The sequence below is a fragment of the Ochrobactrum sp. WV_118_8 genome (genome assembly GCF_039631535.1).
GTDB lineage: Bacteria > Pseudomonadota > Alphaproteobacteria > Rhizobiales > Rhizobiaceae > Brucella > Brucella anthropi.
Genome location: NZ_JBDIUZ010000001.1, coordinates 726241 through 745139, shown reverse-complemented (window position 1 = coordinate 745139; position 18899 = coordinate 726241). Strand labels below are relative to the sequence as shown.

Genomic DNA, 18899 nt, shown 5'->3' with positions numbered 1-18899 from the left:
AAAAAACCCCGCACAAAGCATGGCATTGGGCGGGGTTTTCTTTACTCATTCAGATGAGGCTTACGCGAAGTCGAGTGCGCGGTCGCCGTCTTCATCCTTGATGCGCGATGGCAGGCCGATCTGGTTGAGGATGTGGAGGAACGGCTTTGGATTAAGCTCTTCCACATTCACCATCTTCTTCACATCCCATTCACCCGAGGCGATCAGGATTGCGGCCGCAACCGGCGGAACGCCAGCGGTATAGGAAATGCCCTGCGAACCCACTTCGTTGTAAGCGTCCTTATGGTCGGCAACGTTATAGATGAAGACTTCCTTCTCCTTGCCGTCCTTGGTGCCTTTGACGAAATCACCAATGCAGGTCTTGCCGGTATAGTCTGGTGCCAGCGACGATGGATCAGGCAGAACGGCCTTGACCACCTTGAGCGGCACGACTTCCAGACCTTCGGCAGTCTTGACCGGCTGTTCGGACAGGAGGCCCAGATTGTTCAGCACCGTAAAGACGTTGATATAGTGATCGCCAAAGCCCATCCAGAAACGCACATCTGCGTTCGGGTAGTTCTTAGACAGCGAATGCACTTCATCATGACCAGTCATATAAGCCTTGCTCGGGCCGACGACAGGCAGGTCAAAGGTGTGGCCGACTTCGAACATCTTATTCGACTGCCACTGACCGCCCTGCCATGAATAGACCGTGCCGGTGAATTCGCGGAAGTTGATTTCCGGGTCGAAGTTGGTCGAGAACCAGCGGCCATGCGAACCGGCATTGATGTCAACGATGTCGATGGATTTGACTTCATCGAGATAGTCGTCAGCAGCCAGACGTGCATAGGCATTAACCACGCCCGGATCAAAGCCAATGCCGAGAATGGCGGTGATACCCTTCTCTTCGCATTCCTTGAGATGCTTCCATTCGTAGTTGCCATACCATGGCGGGGTTTCGCAGATCTTCTTCGGATCTTCATGGATCGCGGTGTCCATGTAAGCCACGCCCGTATCGATACAGGCGCGAAGGACCGACATATTGAGGAAGGCCGAGCCGACATTGATGACGATCTGAACGCCCGTCTTCTGGATCAGAGCCTTGGTGGCTTCAATATCCAGCGCGTCCAAAGCATGCGCTTCCAGCTTCACCTCGGTCTTGAGGCTCTTCTTTTCATGCACGCTATCGATAATCTTGCGGCATTTCTCAACCGTGCGGGACGCAATATGGATATCGCCCAATATGTCAGAGTTTTGCGCACATTTATGTGCAACAACCTGTGCCACGCCCCCGGCGCCGATAATGAGAACGTTCTTCTTCATTTTCTGTCGATGCTTCCTCTTCCAGCGGTTACCCGCCATCTGTTAACCGTCCCGATTGCCTTCTCACCCGGAACACATGAATTCATTGCAGTTTGAGGGCTGCAAAAGGATCTTTAAGAAAGCGACCCTTCAAAATCCGCATAATCAAATTCGCGGACTAATTTGACCGTGCCATCAAGTTCACGCACGGCAATGGCTGGCATCTTCACGCCATTAAACCAGTTCTTCTTGACCATGGTATAACCGGCTGCATCTTCAAATGAGAGGCGGTCCCCAATGGAGAGCTCCTTGTCGAAAGTGAACTCGCCGAAAATATCGCCAGCAAGGCAGGATTTGCCGCAAACCATATAGCTGTGCCCGCCATTGTTGGGCGCCATCTTCGCCTTTTCGCGATAGATGAGCAGATCGAGCATATGTGCTTCGATCGAGCTATCGACGATGGCGAGGTTCTTGCCGTTATAAAGCGTGTCAAGAACCGTCACTTCCAGCGTCGTGGTCTTGGTGATCGAGGCTTCGCCCGGCTCCAGATAGACCTGCACGCCGAACTTTTCCGAAAACGCCTTCAGGCGCGCGCAGAATTCATCGACGGGATAATTCTCACCGGTGAAATGAATGCCGCCGCCAAGGCTGACCCATTCGACACGATGCAGAAGCGAGCCGAACTTTTCTTCGATATCGGTCAGCATCTTGTCGAAAAGACCGAAATCGGAATTTTCGCAATTGTTATGGATCATAAAGCCGGTCACGCGGTCCATGACCTTTTCGACCTTCGCAACATCCCATTCGCCAAGACGGCTGAACGGACGCGCCGGGTCAGCCAGATCAAAGGTCGAAGACGAAACGCCTGGGTTCAGACGCAAGCCGCGCTTGATATGCGCTGCCTTGTCGGCAAAACGCTCCAGCTGACCGATCGAATTGAAGATGATCTTGTCGGCGTGGCTGATAACTTCGTCGATCTCGTTATCAGCATAGGCCACGCTATAGGCATGGGTTTCGCCGCCAAATCTTTCATGGCCGAGACGCACTTCATTGAGCGATGACGACGTGGTGCCGTCCATATATTCGCTCATCAGATCAAACACCGACCACGTGGCAAAGCATTTCAGCGCCAGCAGAGCCTTGGCGCCGGACTTTTCGCGCACATAGGCAACCTTTTCCATGTTGCGCTTCAGCTTGGTCTTGTCGATCAGGTAGTAAGGCGTCTGGATCATGAGAGTTCCGGGTCGTCCAAAGGGGAAATCTGGCCTCGCCAGCAAGGCTGGTTTGCCAAGTTGAGGAAACACACAGGTGGTTTCCCAAATTATTCGAAGGCTTATAGGAAGCTTGTGACAGAAACACAAATCCGCCACAGCATTATCGGGAAAAAATTTCCCCACAAGCTATCGCGGATTACTTCCCGACCTTCAGCAGGTGAGCTTCATATAGAGCTTTCTGCAGGAATTTGAACCCCTTCCCTCTTCTAGAGCGGTTCCGGTTGATAAGAAGTCGTTGGAACCGCTCTATCTGTTTGTTTTTACGCATGTCTTTATCCCGAAACTGGTTCCCGCTTTCGGGAGACATGCGCTACCCCTTGCCCTGCCGTTTTCATTGAAAGTCTTTGCCCGGACAAATGGCTTCTGCCGGCCGATAGGGCTCGCTACAATCCCAGAAGTATCATCAAATTAATTAAACAAGCATTTGCTTGACAAATTACAGCCCCGGGCGTAGCCATTTTCTCCATGTTCGGGGCGACCTCATTCAGACTTTCGCCCGCACGATGACAGTCAAAGGAAAATGAAATGCAGGATCAGAAGCCGACCGCCGGTTGGGGAGACCTGTTCGCAGGCAGAAACGCTATCGTCTCGCTGACGCTTGTCGGCGGTGTCGCGCTTCATGCCATCAACGTGTTCATCGCTACAACCATTCTGCCAACGGTCGTCGCCGACATTGGCGGCATGGACTATTATGCGTGGAACACGGCGCTGTTCGTGACTGCATCCATTCTCGGCTCGGCTCTCGTGCCGCGCCTGCTTTCTCAGGCAGGCCCGCGCAGCGCTTATCTGATTGCGGCGGTAATCTTCGCTGCCGGAACCCTGACCTGTGGTCTGGCTCCATCTATGCCTGTCATGCTGGCGGGGCGAGCCATACAGGGTCTTGGCGGCGGCATGATGCTCGCCCTTTCCTATTCCATGATCCGCATCGTTTTCGACGAAGCATTGTGGCCACGCGCCATTGGCCTCGTTTCCGGTATGTGGGGCGTGGCCACACTTGTCGGCCCTGCCATCGGCGGCGTTTTTGCGGAGCTTGGCATCTGGCGCGCCGCCTTCTGGTCGCTCGCGCCGGTGATTGCTGTGTTCACCATCATGGCTATGACGGTGCTGCCGCGTGAATCCGGCTCCGCCGCCAGCAATGACCGGCTTGCCTGGCCACAGCTCATCCTTTTGACCGCTGCAGTCCTCGCCGTTTCTGCTGGAAGTATTTCATCCGAACTGGCGTTCAATGCCGGAGGTGTCGCGCTTGCCATTATTCTGCTGCTTCTCCTCGCAGCCGTCGAAAAGAAAGCCAGCAGGCGCATTCTGCCGAAAGGCTCGTTCAGCATCCAGAAACTCGGCGCGCTTTATCTGACCCTCGCCTTCCTCAGCGCATCCGTCACCAGTTCCGAAGTCTTCGTACCGCTGTTCTTTCAGGTGCTGCACAACCAGTCACCGCTTGTTGCGGGCTATCTGGCAGCCATCATGGGCGGCAGCTGGACACTTGGATCCATCGGATCGTCAGGGGTTGCCGCCGGGCGTACCGACCGTGTCATTCTGGCCGCCCCCGTCATGGGCGTGGCGGGCATGGTTACGCTGGCCGTTCTCATTCCCGCTGGCAGCGAAGGACATTGGTACGATCTGCTGCCGATCTGTATCGCGCTGGCCGTCATCGGTTTTGGCGTTGGCCTGACATGGCCGCACCTGCTGACCCGCATTTTCAAGCGTGCCGACGCAGAGGATCAGAATCTGGCTTCCGCATCCGTGACCATGGTGCAGCTTTTCACGACCGCCCTTGGCGCAGCACTTGCAGGAATGGTTGCCAATATGGCTGGCCTCACCAATCCCGGCGGCTTTACCGGCACTGCACATGCCGCACTTTGGCTCTTCTCCGGCTTTGCCATTCTGTCTGCACTGGCATTCGTGTCGGCACTCGCTCTGGTCCGCAGCGCGAGACAGCCGCAACCGGCATAGTGCTAAAAAAGGATGGTTAGGCGGTCGGCGCAATAACGTAAGCACAGCGCCGCGCACCGGCCAGAATATGCTCGGTGCGGTTTACAGAAACATCAGGGCCAAGCACGGCCCTGAATACCTGAAGCTCTGATCTGCAGAAGCCCTGACAGGCATCTGCAGCGGCGCAGATAGGACAATGATTTTCGATGAGCAGCCAGGAACCATCGTCCCGCTTTTCGGCATCAGCCATGTAGCCTTCGGCGGAACGAATGTCGGCAAGTTCCTTCACTCGCTGGTCGAGCGACAAATCCTTCAGCCGCGTCTGATATTGACGGCGCGTCTCGGTCTCGCGATGGGCGATCAGCGTGTCCAGCGCATCGTCACCAAGAATGGTACGCACCGAATGAAGAAGCTGAACTGTCAGATCAGCATGCGTATCGGGGAAACGTTTGTTACCGGCTTCGGTCAGATCCCAGAACAACGAAGGGCGGCCAACGCCTTGGGACACGGAATGTGAGGAAACAAGCCCTTCCTCTGCCAGACGCACGAGCTGTTGGCGAACGGCCTCACCTGTGGTTCCCAAATGTTCCCCGATGGTCGCGGCGGTTTGCGCTCCCCGCATCTTGAGCGAGAGCATGATCCTCTCCGCGGGAGAACGTGCTCCCAATTCATCGGTATTTAGAAAGTCATTCCTTGACATATGTGCCATTTTCTATTTAAAGAAGGATTATCTTGTTAAATAGGTGATCAGGCCTGTCGAAGCAAGATAATTCTGAATTTTCAATATTCAAACTCAAACCGGCTTTCGTCAAAGCCAGAGTCCACACCGGGATAGATCCTCAGGATGCTGAACGGTGATTATGCTCAAGCGATCAGGAGTTTTAAAATGAGCTTCACTTTGCCACCACTTCCCTTTGCAACCAACGCACTTGAAGGCGTCGGAATGGGCACGGAAACGCTTGAGCTGCACCACGGCAAGCACCATCAGGCCTATGTGACGGCACTCAACGGTTTCGTGGAGAAAAATGACGCGCTCAAGGGCAAGTCGCTCGAAGAAATCGTCCTCTTCGCCAAGGATAAGGCTGATCTAGCTCCCGTGTTCAACAATGCCGGCCAGCATTGGAACCACGATCTGTTCTGGCAGAACCTGTCGGCAACCGGTGGTCGCCTGCCTGGCGCTCTGGAAAAGAAGATCGTCGAGGATTTCGGTAGCGTCGACCAGTTCAAGGAAGCCTTCAAGGCTGCGGCCGTCGGGCAGTTCGGCTCGGGCTGGGCATGGCTGGTTCTGGCCAATGACGGCAAGCTGAAGGTCACCAAGACGCCAAATGGCTCCAACCCGCTGGCAACAGGCGAAGGCAAGGCACTATTAGGGCTTGATGTCTGGGAGCATAGCTATTATCTCGATTTCCGTAATCGTCGGCCTGACTATGTAACGAATTTCCTCGACAAGCTGGCCAACTACGAATTCGCGGAAGCCACCCTGAAGGCAGCATGACGCGCTTACATTGATTGTGATCAAGGCGTTTTGCCCGCAGCGGATGCAGTCTCCACGGAGCTGCACGACTGCGGGCAAAATGCAGCAATGACCGATAGAAACCGAACCGACCAATCCATTCCATAGGCGCCGTCCTCCCAAGCGGTGCTGGAGCAAGACAGAGACAGTTCCGAAAATGAGCAGCAACTTCAATCAGGAAACCGTCACCGACATCCATCACTGGACCGACACGCTGTTTTCCTTCCGCACGACGCGCGACCCCGGTTTTCGCTTCCAGAGCGGCCAGTTCATCATGATGGGCCTGGAAGTGAACGGCAAGCCGCTCACACGCGCCTATTCGATTGCCTCGAGCCTTTACGAAGACGGTCTGGAATTCTTCTCGATCAAGGTGCCGAACGGTCCATTGACCTCAAAGCTCCAGCACCTGAAGGTTGGTGACCAGATCATCCTGTCCAAGAAGCCGGTCGGCACGCTGCTCTATGACAATCTGAAGCCCGGAAAAAATCTCTGGTTGCTTTCGACCGGCACCGGTCTCGCGCCATTCCTGTCGATCATCCGCGATCTGGAGGCCTATGAACGTTTCGAGAAGATTATTCTCGTTCATGGCGTACGTCAGGTGGCTGAGCTTGCCTATACGGACTTCATCGCCAATGAATTACCGCAGGATGAATTCCTCGGCGAAATGGTCAAGAACCAGCTCATCTACTATCCGACTGTCACACGTGAGCCTTACAAGAATCGTGGCCGCCTGACCGACCTCATTCGTTCGGGTCAGCTCTTTGCCGATATTGGTCTGCCGGAATTCAACCACGATGACGACCGCATGATGCTCTGCGGCAGCCCGGAAATGCTGGCCGAAACCAAGCAGATTCTGGAAGAACGCGGCTTCAAGGAAGGCAGCCAGAGCGAAGCCGGACATTACGTCATCGAAAAGGCTTTTGTTGAAAAGTAACCCCTGCCACAAGCGCTGAAAAATGAATAGAGGGAGGCGTCGGCCTCCCTTTTTCTTTAACTGTACTTATTGAGATCGCACCGCCTGCAGGAAAAACGTCTTCACACCGGCGACCATCTCGGCACGATCCATCATATCCGGGTTGGAGATAATCTCATCGACCGCACCGTGCAGCGCATTGAACAGAAGTACAGCCGTCAAACGCGTATCGGCGATTTTCCATACGCCTGCAGCATTACCGTCGGTCAACAATGCATCGAGCCGGACGATTGCCGGATTTTCCTGCTTCATGCGACGCATGGGCGGGTGAAAATCATGGAACACCATGTCGTGGAGTTTGTAGTTGTCGAGATAGCCGGCAATTCCGGTCTCGGCCCATGCAGCCAGTTTTCCCTGCCAGTCGTCGGCGGGAAGTAGACCGAGTTGGCGCTCCAATCGCTCGCAGAACCCATCGACAAATCGCTCCCGCAAGGCAAGCAGGATGTCGTCCTTGCTGCGAAAATGCAGATAGAACGTACCTTTGGCAACATCCGCCAGACGCACGATTTCATCCACGCTTGTCGCCGCGAAGCCCTTTTCGAGGAAGAGGGCTTCGGCTGCAGCCATCAGCTCGTCGCGACGTATTTCCGCTGGTTTGGTGCGGGGCTTGGGCTTGATGGCAGTGGAAGGCAAATCAATCTCCAAAACTTCAGGTCGCTGCCAATTTATCCCGGATCGCCGCCCTGTCAAAATCAAGCTGATTTGGTCGAATGACCCGATCTTCCAGCCAATGCAGCGCCGCATCGACATTGGAGAATGTGCCCGCGGGGACGCGAAACAGCTTTTCTGCATCCATGCGGCTTGCCTGTTCATAAACAGATTCCGGAACGATGTTCACCATGCCCAGCACCTGTTCGCGAATACGCTGCGCATTCTGCTGCAACCATTGTTTCACTTCCCGTGCCGAACCTTCGGGATGCGCAAGTGCGTCCTCGTCCAGAAAACGGCGGATCGTGATGAAGGGCTTTCCCTCGTCAAGCCACCGATTCCAGGCATCAAAGAATTCACGCGTTTCTTCCAAGGTCGATGCGCCCTTCGACAAGGTGACCACGTAAGGCCAATTTTCCGTATGGTGAAGCATCACGCTTCCCTCCTGCTCGATATCCATCAAACTTTCTGCGGCAATGCCGCTTTGAGCCGTGACGGCGATCCGGCAGCCGGCACGCACACAAGCAAGTTGCAGAACCACCGCACGACTCATGACTGACTATCAGTCAGTCATCGTGTGACATAAAAACATGAATTATTCAATCATGTTTTTGCATGTAGGATTCTTGCACGAGTATGGATGCAGTTTACGCCATGAATGAGCGAGACCTAACCCTTAGCGGTGGACTAGGTTTCACAGCGAAACACGTTTGGACATTGCCTATGTGGGAGATATTGCCCCTGTGTCCACACAAGACGTAAAGCCTCATCTATTCAGTTCAAAATCGAGCCCGATATCGAGATTTGGCGCGCTGTGCGTGGTCCAGCCGACCGAAATCAGATCAACCCCGCTGGCAGCAACCGCCGCCACCGTTTCCGGCGTGATGCCGCCCGAGGCTTCGGAAATGGCGCGACCGTCGATAATCGAGACCGCCTCGCGCAATTGCGCAGGCGACATATTGTCGAGCAATACAGCGTCCACACCAATGGCCATCGCCTCCTCGAGCTGTTGCAGCGTATCGACCTCGACCTCGATCTTGACCATGTGACCAGCACCGGCCTTGGCGCGTTCGATAGCCTCGCGCACACCGCCCGCAACGGCGATATGATTGTCCTTGATGAGCACCGCATCATAGAGCGCGAAACGGTGGTTCATGCCGCCGCCTGCCCGGACTGCATATTTCTGCAAGGCGCGCAGACCGGGCGTCGTCTTGCGGGTGCAGACGATGGAGGCCTTTGTGCCAGCCACAGCCTTGACCAGATTAGTCGTCGCCGTGGCGATGCCGGACAGATGGCCAAGGAAATTCAGCGCCGTCCGTTCTCCTGCGAGTATAGAGCGGGAGGAGCCGGAAACGCGGGCAACATCCGCCCCCTTCTCAAGAGACTGACCGTCGCGCGCCATGCGTTCGAATGTAACATCCGGGTCGACCAGACGAAATGCCATTTCGGCCACGTCCAGCCCGGCGATGACACCCGGCTGACGCAGGCTGAACAGCATGGCCGAGCGGTGATCCTCCGGCACCACCGCATTGCTGGTAATATCACCAGCAAGCCCCAGATCTTCCAGAAGTGCGGCGCGCACCAGCGGTTCGACGACGAGCGGAGACAAGCGCGGCAGGTTCATGAGGCTATCCTGGAGATTCGGTTTGTTTCAACTATTTCACGAGCAAGCGCGAACGCCGTCTTGAATGTGTGGAAGCGGCGTTTGGCCACCGCATCTTTGTGCGGATGGTCCGTCCGGGTATGGCCACCGCGTGACTCGCATCGTTCAAATGCTGCAACCGCAACAGCAAGCGCCACGGCTGCGGCATCGTCGGTCTCCGCGAGAGGGAGAAGGGTCGTGATTGCAAAACGCACACCTTCTTCATCGCGCAGCAGGCCAAGATGGCTGGAAACGATGCGCCGCACCGGTTCGGGATCGGCACTCTGTGGCAGGCTGAACGGCACGGGATGCCGCGCGTCGACGGCGTCTTCATTTGAGAGGGCGCGGGCGGCGCGCAGCCCCATGGCGGCAGCTTCAAGCAGCGAATTGCTGGCCAGCCGGTTGGCGCCGTGCAGGCCGGTGCAGGCCGCTTCGCCCACAGCCCACAGACCCGGCAGACTGCTGCGCCCGTCGGCGTCGGTCCTGATCCCGCCCATATGGTAATGCGTGGCCGGTCTGACCGGGATCAGATCACCGGACGGATCAATGCCATGCTGTTTGCAAAGCGCATCGATACCGGGAAACCGGGTTGCAAAACGCCCACCCAGAGCCGCGCGCGCATCCAGATAGACCTTGCGCCCTTGTGCAATCTCGCTGCCGATAGCGCGTGCGACCACATCACGGGGCGCAAGTTCGCGACCCGGAATATCGGCCATGAAGCGTTCACCGCGATCATTGACCAGATGCGCACCCTCCCCGCGCACCGCTTCGCTGACCAGTGGCAGACGCGGCGCAGACACGCCAAGCGCGGTCGGGTGGAACTGCACGAATTCCATATCGGCAAGCACAGCGCCAGCGCGGCCTGCCAGAGCGGCACCTTGGCCGAGATTACCGAGCGGCGTGGTTGTTGCGTTATAAAGTCCGCCGATCCCGCCCGTCGCCAGCACCACGGCGGTTGCTGCAACCGGTCCGAGATTTTCAAGACAGGCACCGACGACACGACCATCCTGCTTGATCAAACGCAGGGCGCGGGTGTTTTCCAGAACTGTGATCGAAGGCGTTGCCAGAACCTTTGCGGTTAAAGCGCGCATGATGCCCGCCCCCGTCGCGTCGCCATCCACATGCACAATGCGATAGCGGCTATGGGCTGCCTCCAGACCGAGTGAAAATGCTCCGTCCAACTTGCGGTCGAAGTGCACGCCATGCGCTTCCAGCGCAGCAACGACTTCCGCGCCTGCCGCCACAATCTCCGCAGCCACGCCCCGGTCACACAGGCCGTCGCCAGCCGCAATCGTATCGGCCAGATGCAGCGCCGCGCTGTCATCAGCACCAACACTTGCAGCAATACCGCCTTGCGCAAGCGTGCTCGAACCGGACAGGCCGAGGCTTCCCGCTGTCACCAGCAACACCGGCTGCGGAGATAGCGTCAGCGCCGTCATCAGACCGGCAAGACCGCTGCCGATGACGAGAACCGGGAGCGGGGCCGTGTTCATACCGCCAACATCCGTTCGACGGCGCGCCGGGCAGGCTCCATCAGTGCTGCCTCGACGGTCACTTCATGGCGATTGTTTTCCAGCGCATCGCGAATGTTGGCAAGCGTGATCCGCTTCATATGCGGGCAGAGATTGCACGGGCGGATGAACTCGACATCGGGGTGATCGACAGCGACATTGTCGCTCATCGAGCATTCGGTCAAAAGCACGACACGCTGCGGCTTTTTCTCGCCGACATAATCCGACATGACCGCCGTGGACCCGGCGAAATCGGCAGCTTCCACCACGTCCGGCGGGCATTCAGGATGGGCCAGAACCACCACACCGGGGTGGCTCTCGCGCAATTCGCGAATATCGTCGGGGGTGAAGCGTTCATGTACCTCGCAATGGCCATGCCAGGCGAGAATTTCGACATCGGTTTCGCGCGCCACATTCTGCGCCAGAAACTCGTCGGGGATCATCAGCACGCGCGGCGCGCCGAGCGACTCCACCACCTTTTTGGCATTGCCGGAGGTGCAGCAAATATCGGATGCCGCCTTCACGGCAGCGGATGTGTTGACATAAGTAATGATCGGCACGCCGGGATGCGCTTCACGCAGCAACGCCACATCTTCCGGCGTGATGCTGTCGGCCAGCGAACAACCTGCAGCCATATCGGGGATCAGTACCGTTTTGCCTGGATTGAGCAGCTTGGCCGTTTCGGCCATGAAATGCACGCCCGCCAGCACGATCACATCGGCATCGACCTCCGCAGCCTTGCGCGCCAGCGCCAGACTGTCGCCGACAATATCGGCCACGCAGTGGAAGATTTCCGGCGTCTGGTAATTATGCGCAAGGATGACTGCATTGCGCTTTTTCTTCAGTTCGAGGATCGCCGCAACGTCGTCCTCGAAGCCCAGCCACTCCGCCTTCGGCAGGACTTTGGCCACGCGATCATAGAGTTGCGAGACGGAAACATGATCGTTCATGGGTGATCTCCCGAGTGCATCAATTATACTCAACTTGAGTATTTTATGTCTGCGAAGTTATACTCGATTCGAGTATATTGTCAATCGCGAGAGATTGGCAGCTTGGCACCAGCCAGATGGCGCTCGGAAAGGGCGCGTTCCTCGACAATCGAGTAGCGGAAACGGAACAGTTTTGCCGGGCGACCGCCGGTTTCGCTGTCGCTTTCGCCGGTTTCCTCGACGAGATCCTGCTGTTCGATCAGGCGGCGGAAATTCTGCTTGTGCAGGCGCAAGCCGGCCAACGCTTCGACGGTGCGTTGCAACTGCAGCAGGGTGAAACCGTCAGGCATCAACTCGAACACCACCGGGCGGTATTTGATCTTGGCACGCAGTCGCGCAATTGCCGTGGCAAGGATACGGCGATGATCGGCAAACATGGAGCGGCCGTTCTCGTCTTCCTTCATTCCGGCCTCGGCCACCAGACCAGCCTCGAACAGCAGCTCATAACGTTGCAGTACAAGGTCTTCGTTCCAGCGCCCGCTCCACTCTCCGCTCTCAAAGCCGAAGGTGAAAGCGATGCGCCGCATGCGCTGCGCTGTCAGCTCCGGCGTTTCGGCCCGATAGGCCCAGACAAGCAGCGCATTGTTGAGATGCTCCATGATAGCCGGTTCGCCCTGACGGTGATCTTCCCACGGCAGATAATCATACCAGCCGCGCCAGCCCGCCTGCCCTGCCGCCGCATCGCTTTCGCGCACGAGGCCGAGATAGCTGATCGAGATGATGCGTTCGCCCTGTGCGTGACGGTCACGGTCGGCAAAAGTGTAGAGCTGCTCCAGATAACCGACCGGATGTGCGGTTTCCGACTGCACCCAGGCGCGCAGACCCGATTGCAGAGAACGATGCTCGCTTTCGAACGGACCCGACGGTAAAGCTTGTCCCTGCCGCACAGTCATGACGCGCGGCTGTTCACTGGTCACAGCCGTCAGCACGGCAATCAGTTCGGTATGGGCAATATCGTCGGTCACGGCAACTCCGGAAAACAGTTCCGACATTGAACGCGATTGACGAATAAATACAAGGCGCTACCGCCATACGGCACAGGTTTTGCTATTCAGCCCTTGGGTTTCGCGCCGAAAACATGCTCCGGCCCCGGAAATGCACGCGCCTGCACCTCTTCGGCATAGGCTTTGGCTGCATCGGAAATCTGCGGCGCCAATTGCGCAAAACGCTTCACGAAACGCGGCGTGAAATCCTGAAACAGCCCCAGCATGTCGTCTGAAACCAGTATTTGCCCATCACAGGCAGCCGAAGCCCCAATGCCAACCGTCGGAATGGCGAGCGATGCGGTGATCTCGCGCGCCAGCGGTTCCACGGTGCCCTCAATAACCAGCGCGAAAGCACCGGCATCGGCAATGGCATGTGCATCGCGGCGAATCCGGTCGGCTTCCTCGTCGCCGCGTCCGAGCGAGCGGAAGCCGCCGACCGTGTTAACCTGTTGTGGCATCAGCCCGACATGACCGAATATCGGAATGCCCCGCTTGACGAGGAATGCGACCGTTTCGGCCATTTCCTCGCCGCCTTCGAGCTTGACGCCGTCGCAGCCGGTTTCCTGCATCACACGAGCCGCATTGCGGAACGCCTGTTCCTTTGATTCCTGATAGGAACCGAACGGCATGTCGACGATGACGCAGGCCGTCTCGGCCCCGCGCATCACCGCCTGCCCATGGGCGATCATCATGTCGAGCGTGACAGCAAGGGTGGAATCCATGCCGTAAAGCACCATGCCGAGTGAATCCCCCACCAGCAGCAGGTCGCAATGCGGATCGAGCAGACGCGCAATCGGTGTCGTATAGGCGGTGAGGCTGACAATCGGGCGCTCGCCCTTGAGAGCCGAAATGGCCTTCGGCGTCAGTCGCTTCTGTTTAACGGATGCGCTCATCTCAGGCCGCCTGTTCCTGCGCGACATGCGCGATCACGCGATTATCGAGGAGCCGCGTCGTGCCGAGCCGCACGAACAGCGCGACGAGCACCGGACGCCCCTGCACTGCCGTCAGGCGTTCCAACGTTTCGGGGTCACGCAGCGCCACCACTTCCGGCGTCGCCAGCGGTTCCGTGGCAATGAAAGTGCGAATTGCCGCTTCCAGCGCATCGGGATCATCCACGCCGGACCGATAAAGTCGCTCGGCCTCATCGAGTGCCTTCGGTACGATGATGGCGGCGGCGCGCTGCTCCGGCGACAGATAGACATTGCGGGACGAACAGGCGAGCCCGTCTTCCTCGCGCACCGTTTCAACACCGACAACGCGCACCGGAATAGCCATGTCCTCCACCATGCGGCGGATGATGACGAGTTGCTGAAAATCCTTTTCGCCGAAATAGGCGGCGTCCGCGCCGACGATGTTGAAAAGCTTGTTCACCACCGTTGCGACACCGGCGAAATGACCGGGACGTGCCTCGCCTTCCATCTGGTTGCCGAGGGTTGGCACATCCACCACCGTCTGCATCGGCTGCGGATACATGTCGCTGACCGCCGGCGCGAAAAGATAATCGACATCCGCTCTGTGCAACAGAGCCGCATCCCGTTCCAGATCGCGCGGATATTTGTCGAGGTCTTCATTCGCGCCGAATTGCAACGGATTGACGAAGATGGACACGACAGTCACGTCATTTTCCGCTCTGGAGCGGTGAACCAGTTCAAGATGGCCTTTATGGAGGTAGCCCATGGTCGGCACGAAGCCGATGCGTTTTCCCGCCCGCCTTGCTGGTGCCAAAACCTGACGCAATTCCTCAATGGTGCGGATGATCTGCATGAGGTCCTCCTCGCGGCCCGAATTTGTTGGCCGCGAGTCCTACAGCGTCAGCTCAAATATGACAACTGCAGAGGAAAGAACGCTGTCGGCATACTTTACTGCGTGGGGGTAGTTACCGCGCCAACCGTATTGCCGACAGCGCGACCGAAACGGTCAATCTGCTCGTCATAGGTTTTGCGCGTGTTCGGATCGAACACGGCAATCGGCGCCGTCACCACCAGCGAGGCAGCCGTGCCGACACCCTGTGCCGTGCCCATCGCCACCGCCCCCAGACGATCACCGAGGCCAACCTGCGAATCCGTGATGGTCTGGCCTGCGACAAGGCGCTGACCGATCAACTGCACGACTTCCGGACTTGCAGCAAACTTGCCATGGTTGAGACGGTCACCCGCCTTCAACTGTGTCAGGTCGATAACGGTGATGCCTGCTTTTTCCAGCTCGGAGCGATAAGGCTCGATTGACGGATCGATCTGGCCGAGGCGGTCGATATTGCCCGAAATGCGCCGTGACAATGCAAGCGCCTTGTCATCCCGCGACGTGAACAACGTGAAGCGCGGATGCTGCTTGCCCATGGCAAGGAACTGCTTCGAGAACACATCGACGTCGAGATCGGGCGATGCCAGAATGACATCCGTGATCTTGGCATTGACGCGACCGTCGCGGATCGCCATCTGCCGCAGAGCCTCGACCGTCAGCCAGCTGCCCATCGAATGGGCCATGACAGTGATATCCTTGACCTCTGGCTCGCGTGCGATGGCGCGCAAGATCTGTTCCAGCGCATCGCGGGAATAATTGGTACTTTCCTTGTCGTAGTTGTAGTCGAAAACACTGGCGCGCGATGGCCAGGTAAAGATCACCGGTGCAACATCGGCACCGGAATCGTGCACGATCTGCGCAAAGCGATAGACGGAATCCTCGAACGTATTGTTGAAGCCGTGCACGAACACCATTACGCGGCGACTTTTAGTCAGATGCGGGCGGACCCAGCCTGCCATTTCCACATCGGTCTTGACCGGTGTCACGCTGACGGTGGTGAAATCCTTCTGCGGATTGGGCGGCAGCTTCTTGGGCCACTGCACTTCACCCGCCTTGCGGTTCTTTTCCGGCGGAATGGACACAACGATCTCGTTGAGCGACACGAGCTTGTCGCGTTCGCCGGAGAAAAGAATGCCGGGATTATCAGACGGACGGCGCGTGGTGGCAACGACAAGATTCACCTTCGTCGTACCGGGCGAAGCGACATCGCCGACCGGGATAAGCACGCCTTCAGGCCGGCTGGCGCAACCGGCAAGCACAGACAGAAGAACAAGCAACGCAGGGGCAGTCCGAGAAAAAACGCGCCGCAAAACCAAACTCCCTCAACGCCACGCCAGCAGGTCTCTTATACGAGGGCGCTGAGATGCTGACGCATCACGCCCTGAAAATGCTCAATCGCCGCACAGGCTTAACCAAAACTCGATGGGTCAAACTCATCTAGTTTTGGTATTACACCCGAACTTTGAGGGTTAATATATTCTTTAACTGAAACCTTCTGCCAAGCCCCAATTATCCACCGTTGTCGGAACGCAAGGCGATTGCGGCTTATGGGTTACACACTGTTCAACAGGTGATACTTTCCTCACGATCAGCCCAGACCGATATATCCCCCAACAGCAACTCCGTTTCTGAAGGAGGCACATTATGGCATTGGAACTGACAGGGCTGCACCATCTGACAGCCATTACCGCCGATGCGCCCGGCAACCGGCGCTTCTATACCGACACGCTCGGGCTTCGGCTCGTCAAGAAAACCGTCAATCAGGACGACACCAGCGCCTACCATCTGTTCTACGCAGACGGGCTGGCTTCGCCCGGCACGGACATCACCTTTTTCGACTGGCCGGTACAGCGCGAACAGCGCGGCACCAACAGCGTCGCCCGCACTGGTTTGCGTGTGAACGGTGTCGAAAGTCTCGATTGGTGGCGAAAGCACCTGAACGATAAAAGCGTCCAGACGGGCGATATTTTCGAGGTCGCGGGACGGGCTGTTCTCGACTTCGAAGACCCGGAAGGGCAGCGCTTGCGCCTGACCGATGATGGCGGCGCGGGTGAGGCACATAGCTGGGACCGGAGTCCCGTGCCTGCGGAAAGGCAGATCAGAGGTCTCGGACCGATTACGCTTAGCGTTCCCGAACTGGCACCGACCCAGATCATTCTGGAAAAGGTCATGAACATGCGCCAGACCGGCGATTACGCTTCGCCTGACGGCGATGGCCATGTCCATGTCTTCTCCATGGGGCCGGGCGGTGCTGCCGCCGAACTGCATGTCGCGGTACAGCCGAACCTGCCAACCGCATGGCAGGGTGCGGGCGCCGTGCACCATGTGGCCTTCCGCACGCCAGATCAGGAAAGCATGCAGGAATGGGTCGACCGTCTGAGGTCCGTGCGCATGCCGTCAAGCGGCGAAGTGGAACGTTACTACTTCCGCTCGCTCTACTTCCGCGAGCCGAACGGCATCCTGTTCGAAATCGCTACCGATGGTCCGGGTTTCGCTGTTGATGAACCACTTGAAAGTCTTGGCGAAAGCCTGTCGCTTCCACCTTTCCTCGAAGGAAAGCGGGAAGCCATCGAGCGTAACCTGAAGTCCCTCGATTAATATAGTAAAAGGGCTGCGGAATTCTCCGCAGCCCTTTTATTTATATCTTGTCCCGAAGCCAGTCGCTTACAATGAGGATATCTTCATCGATGAGTGCATGCCCTGCTTCGACCGTGCTGATGGTAAGCGCCGCCCCGTCGTCTCTCAGGACTTTTTCCAGCGTTCCGGTCTCATCGCCGAACGGATCGGAAGCACCATTCATCAAAAGCACTGAAGCGTCCGACAAATCCGCGTCATCGGGCTGCTCCTCCAGAACCTCCTGACCGCGTAGAAGAACCGCCGTGCGAACCACATGCGGATGCAGGCGTATGAAAGCCGCCAGCAAATTTGCGCCGTTGGAGTTCCCGATAAAGGCTGTCCGATTCAAATCGATACCATAAGCGGCGGCGGCACCTTCAACGAAAGCCTCGAATGCCTGCGCTTCAAACTGAATATCGGCCTGATCGAATTTTTTCAGATCGAAGCGGCGGAACCAGCGCTGGATACCCTCTTCCGTGCTGCGTCCCCGTACCCCCAGAAGGGTTGCGCGCGGCGCAGCCTTGCGGGCGAACGGCATCAGGTCGTTTTCGTTTCCACCAGTGCCATGCAAAAGCACCAGTGTACTGCCATCCGGGTCTTCCGGCTGGTGTATCCGATGAACGAAAGGCAGATCACGATAGATGACGCGCTCTTCGCCCGGCAGAGCGAATTGCGGCATTCGTGCCCGAATGGCATCGGCCTTTTCTTCATTACCGGGCGGCACAAACAGGAACTGACCCAGTTTCTCGACCGGCTCGTCTATTGCAAAGCCCGGTGCATCAGTTGCAAATTCGAACAGCGTTCCGCCCGGTTCGCGAACATAGAGCGACGTGAAATATTTGCGGTCGTGCACATTGACAGCGCTGGAATTGAGCTTGGAAAGCTCCTTCTCCGCCTTTTCCACGTCGCCAGTATCGGCAGCACGAAAAGCGACATGATCGGCAATGCCCGTGCCGGGGATGCCCGGCCAGAAGCCGCCGGCGTCACGCACATCGATGGCGTCGCCGGAATCCGACAGAAGACGATCTATCGTGCCTTCTTTCGCCGAAGGCCTGAAACCGAAATAACGTTCGATGAAACCTGCCGTCTGTTCCGGCGCTTCGGACAGAATAGTCGCGGCACGCAAACGCCTGACGGCGAAAGCTGGCGGAATGCCTTCGCTTTCCCACGCATCATTGGCGGCAAGATCGCAGCCGACAAGCTTGACGATCACACCGTCGGGATCGCGCAGGCGCAGAACAGGTTCGCCAAACTCCTGAACCGGTCCTTCGGAAGGCACATGATAACGCAAGGCGCGTTCGAGCCAGAAACCGATGGCCGTGCGATCGATGGCAAGCGCGATTTCGCTGACCTGACCGTGGCCAACACGCCCCTTGGCACCATCTTCCCAGACCAGAAACGTAATCAACGATCCGGGCGTGCCCGAGCGGTCGCCATAGAACAGATGCAGCTGCTCGGCATCCTCGAACCCGCCTGTTTGCTTGACGATACGCAGCCCCAGAAAGCCGGCATAGAAATCGACATTCGCCTGCACTTTTCGGGTGATGAGGGTGATGTGGTGGATGCCGCTTGTCATGGACACTGTCTCCCCGATTCAAAACTTGAATCAGAGATAGAGCAGATGCTGCAGCTTGCCTATGGGGCTATGCAGTTACGCATTGTCAACGCACGGAGTTGAAAGCGAAGCAGGATGCAGGGGAGCTAAAAAAGAAAAAGGCCGCGCGGGAGGAGGATGCG

General features: G+C 57.4%; 17 protein-coding genes. 4 read left to right on the top strand and 13 right to left on the bottom strand.

The genetic code is table 11. The annotated features are described in order from the left end of the window. Window positions 1-60 precede the first annotated feature (60 nt). Both ABDF71_RS03485 and nspC read right to left on the bottom strand, forming a co-directional pair. A complete protein-coding gene (locus ABDF71_RS03485; RefSeq protein ID WP_010658261.1) occupies window positions 61-1302 on the bottom strand; it encodes a saccharopine dehydrogenase family protein in 1242 nt (413 codons plus the stop codon). A gap of 113 nt (window positions 1303-1415) precedes the next feature. Next, a complete protein-coding gene (gene nspC, locus ABDF71_RS03480; RefSeq protein ID WP_010658260.1) occupies window positions 1416-2513 on the bottom strand; it encodes a carboxynorspermidine decarboxylase in 1098 nt (365 codons plus the stop codon). Between the two features lie 567 nt (window positions 2514-3080). Here nspC and ABDF71_RS03475 point away from each other — a divergent pair. Beyond that, window positions 3081-4505 carry an MFS transporter gene (locus ABDF71_RS03475; protein ID WP_094514801.1) on the top strand — a complete coding sequence of 475 codons (1425 nt, stop codon included), beginning with the start codon at window positions 3081-3083 and terminating at the stop codon, window positions 4503-4505. A gap of 16 nt (window positions 4506-4521) precedes the next feature. Here the strand turns inward: ABDF71_RS03475 and ABDF71_RS03470 are convergent, their stop codons facing one another. Next, complete coding sequence (locus tag ABDF71_RS03470) at window positions 4522-5121, bottom strand: helix-turn-helix transcriptional regulator (protein WP_012090727.1); 600 nt, start codon at window positions 5119-5121, stop codon at window positions 4522-4524. Between the two features lie 249 nt (window positions 5122-5370). Here ABDF71_RS03470 and ABDF71_RS03465 point away from each other — a divergent pair, with 249 nt between their 5' ends. Continuing rightward, a complete protein-coding gene (locus ABDF71_RS03465; protein ID WP_029925699.1) occupies window positions 5371-5979 on the top strand; it encodes a superoxide dismutase in 609 nt (202 codons plus the stop codon). Window positions 5980-6154: 175 nt separating this feature from the next. Further along, window positions 6155-6931, top strand: coding sequence for a ferredoxin--NADP reductase (locus ABDF71_RS03460; RefSeq protein ID WP_010658256.1), 777 nt, complete (start codon window positions 6155-6157; stop codon window positions 6929-6931). Between the two features lie 66 nt (window positions 6932-6997). Here the strand turns inward: ABDF71_RS03460 and ABDF71_RS03455 are convergent, their stop codons facing one another. The 9 genes from ABDF71_RS03455 to ABDF71_RS03415 form a co-directional block, all read right to left on the bottom strand. Continuing rightward, window positions 6998-7603 carry a TetR/AcrR family transcriptional regulator gene (locus tag ABDF71_RS03455; RefSeq protein WP_235824242.1) on the bottom strand — a complete coding sequence of 202 codons (606 nt, stop codon included), beginning with the start codon at window positions 7601-7603 and terminating at the stop codon, window positions 6998-7000. A gap of 16 nt (window positions 7604-7619) precedes the next feature. After that, the gene (locus ABDF71_RS03450) at window positions 7620-8171 is read right to left on the bottom strand and encodes a hypothetical protein (RefSeq protein WP_231771318.1); all 552 of its coding nucleotides are present in this window, start codon (window positions 8169-8171) and stop codon (window positions 7620-7622) included. A gap of 213 nt (window positions 8172-8384) precedes the next feature. Next, window positions 8385-9242, bottom strand: coding sequence for a carboxylating nicotinate-nucleotide diphosphorylase (nadC, locus tag ABDF71_RS03445; RefSeq protein WP_125333726.1), 858 nt, complete (start codon window positions 9240-9242; stop codon window positions 8385-8387). Further along, window positions 9239-10753: an L-aspartate oxidase gene (locus ABDF71_RS03440; RefSeq protein ID WP_151615016.1), complete on the bottom strand. Its 1515-nt coding sequence runs from the start codon at window positions 10751-10753 to the stop codon at window positions 9239-9241. Before ABDF71_RS03440 ends, nadC begins: the two co-directional genes overlap by 4 nt. Continuing rightward, the gene (nadA, locus tag ABDF71_RS03435) at window positions 10750-11721 is read right to left on the bottom strand and encodes a quinolinate synthase NadA (RefSeq protein ID WP_151615015.1); all 972 of its coding nucleotides are present in this window, start codon (window positions 11719-11721) and stop codon (window positions 10750-10752) included. The genes ABDF71_RS03440 and nadA overlap by 4 nt, the downstream gene beginning before the upstream one ends. An 80-nt stretch (window positions 11722-11801) precedes the next feature. After that, entirely contained in the window at window positions 11802-12752 is a 951-nt protein-coding gene (locus ABDF71_RS03430) for an NUDIX hydrolase (protein WP_151615014.1), read from the bottom strand. A gap of 59 nt (window positions 12753-12811) precedes the next feature. Next, on the bottom strand, window positions 12812-13639 hold the full coding sequence (panB, locus tag ABDF71_RS03425) for a 3-methyl-2-oxobutanoate hydroxymethyltransferase (RefSeq protein ID WP_151615013.1): 828 nt from the start codon (window positions 13637-13639) through the stop codon (window positions 12812-12814). A gap of 1 nt (window position 13640) precedes the next feature. Beyond that, window positions 13641-14510 carry a pantoate--beta-alanine ligase gene (gene panC, locus ABDF71_RS03420; protein ID WP_094514795.1) on the bottom strand — a complete coding sequence of 290 codons (870 nt, stop codon included), beginning with the start codon at window positions 14508-14510 and terminating at the stop codon, window positions 13641-13643. 95 nt (window positions 14511-14605) lie between these two features. After that, window positions 14606-15862 carry an alpha/beta hydrolase gene (locus ABDF71_RS03415; RefSeq protein WP_041544929.1) on the bottom strand — a complete coding sequence of 419 codons (1257 nt, stop codon included), beginning with the start codon at window positions 15860-15862 and terminating at the stop codon, window positions 14606-14608. A 328-nt stretch (window positions 15863-16190) separates the two neighbouring features. On the opposite strand from ABDF71_RS03415, the gene ABDF71_RS03410 reads away from it, so the two are divergent. Then, on the top strand, window positions 16191-17144 hold the full coding sequence (locus ABDF71_RS03410) for a ring-cleaving dioxygenase (RefSeq protein ID WP_125333724.1): 954 nt from the start codon (window positions 16191-16193) through the stop codon (window positions 17142-17144). 40 nt (window positions 17145-17184) lie between these two features. Here ABDF71_RS03410 and ABDF71_RS03405 read toward each other — a convergent pair whose 3' ends face one another. Continuing rightward, complete coding sequence (locus ABDF71_RS03405; protein WP_151615012.1) at window positions 17185-18738, bottom strand: VOC family protein; 1554 nt, start codon at window positions 18736-18738, stop codon at window positions 17185-17187. Between the last annotated feature and the right edge of the window lie 161 nt (window positions 18739-18899).

Excerpts from the sequence above, each read along its gene's own strand:
- ABDF71_RS03485 (WP_010658261.1), bottom strand. The coding sequence starts at position 1,302 with ATGAAGAAGAACGTTCTCATTATCGGCGCCGGGGGCGTGGCACAGGTT.
- nspC (WP_010658260.1), bottom strand. The coding sequence starts at position 2,513 with ATGATCCAGACGCCTTACTACCTGATCGACAAGACCAAGCTGAAGCGC.
- ABDF71_RS03475 (WP_094514801.1), top strand. The coding sequence starts at position 3,081 with ATGCAGGATCAGAAGCCGACCGCCGGTTGGGGAGACCTGTTCGCAGGC.
- ABDF71_RS03470 (WP_012090727.1), bottom strand. The coding sequence starts at position 5,121 with ATGCTCTCGCTCAAGATGCGGGGAGCGCAAACCGCCGCGACCATCGGG.
- ABDF71_RS03465 (WP_029925699.1), top strand. The coding sequence starts at position 5,371 with ATGAGCTTCACTTTGCCACCACTTCCCTTTGCAACCAACGCACTTGAA.
- ABDF71_RS03460 (WP_010658256.1), top strand. The coding sequence starts at position 6,155 with ATGAGCAGCAACTTCAATCAGGAAACCGTCACCGACATCCATCACTGG.
- ABDF71_RS03450 (WP_231771318.1), bottom strand. The coding sequence starts at position 8,171 with ATGAGTCGTGCGGTGGTTCTGCAACTTGCTTGTGTGCGTGCCGGCTGC.
- nadC (WP_125333726.1), bottom strand. The coding sequence starts at position 9,242 with ATGAACCTGCCGCGCTTGTCTCCGCTCGTCGTCGAACCGCTGGTGCGC.
- ABDF71_RS03440 (WP_151615016.1), bottom strand. The coding sequence starts at position 10,753 with ATGAACACGGCCCCGCTCCCGGTTCTCGTCATCGGCAGCGGTCTTGCC.
- nadA (WP_151615015.1), bottom strand. The coding sequence starts at position 11,721 with ATGAACGATCATGTTTCCGTCTCGCAACTCTATGATCGCGTGGCCAAA.
- ABDF71_RS03430 (WP_151615014.1), bottom strand. The coding sequence starts at position 12,752 with ATGTCGGAACTGTTTTCCGGAGTTGCCGTGACCGACGATATTGCCCAT.
- panB (WP_151615013.1), bottom strand. The coding sequence starts at position 13,639 with ATGAGCGCATCCGTTAAACAGAAGCGACTGACGCCGAAGGCCATTTCG.
- panC (WP_094514795.1), bottom strand. The coding sequence starts at position 14,510 with ATGCAGATCATCCGCACCATTGAGGAATTGCGTCAGGTTTTGGCACCA.
- ABDF71_RS03410 (WP_125333724.1), top strand. The coding sequence starts at position 16,191 with ATGGCATTGGAACTGACAGGGCTGCACCATCTGACAGCCATTACCGCC.
- ABDF71_RS03405 (WP_151615012.1), bottom strand. The coding sequence starts at position 18,738 with ATGACAAGCGGCATCCACCACATCACCCTCATCACCCGAAAAGTGCAG.